General features: G+C 52.4%; 1 rRNA gene. It reads right to left on the bottom strand.

The annotated features are described in order from the left end of the window. Positions 1-49 precede the first annotated feature (49 nt). Positions 50-452 (bottom strand): 16S ribosomal RNA (locus Q0796_RS18160); the annotation flags it as partial.

Below are 452 nucleotides of genomic sequence, written 5' to 3'. Positions count from 1 at the left end.
TCAGACAATCTGTGTGAACACTCAGCGTAAAACAAGCAATCATGTCGTTTAAGGAGGTGATCCAGCCCCAGGTTCCCCTAGGGCTACCTTGTTACGACTTCACCCCAGTCATGAACCACAAAGTGGTGAGCGTCCTCCCCGAAAGGTTAAACTACCCACTTCTTTTGCAGCCCACTCCCATGGTGTGACGGGCGGTGTGTACAAGGCCCGGGAACGTATTCACCGTAGCATTCTGATCTACGATTACTAGCGATTCCGACTTCATGGGGTCGAGTTGCAGACCCCAATCCGGACTACGACCAGCTTTATGGGATTAGCGCACTATTGCTAGTTGGCAACCCTTTGTACTGACCATTGTAGCACGTGTGTAGCCCTACTCGTAAGGGCCATGATGACTTGACGTCGTCCCCACCTTCCTCCGGTTTATCACCGGCAGTCTCCCATGAGTTCCC

Origin of the sequence: uncultured Ferrimonas sp., assembly GCF_947489035.1 — a bacterium.
Classification (GTDB): domain Bacteria; phylum Pseudomonadota; class Gammaproteobacteria; order Enterobacterales; family Shewanellaceae; genus Ferrimonas.
This window is presented reverse-complemented; position numbering and strand designations above follow the sequence as displayed.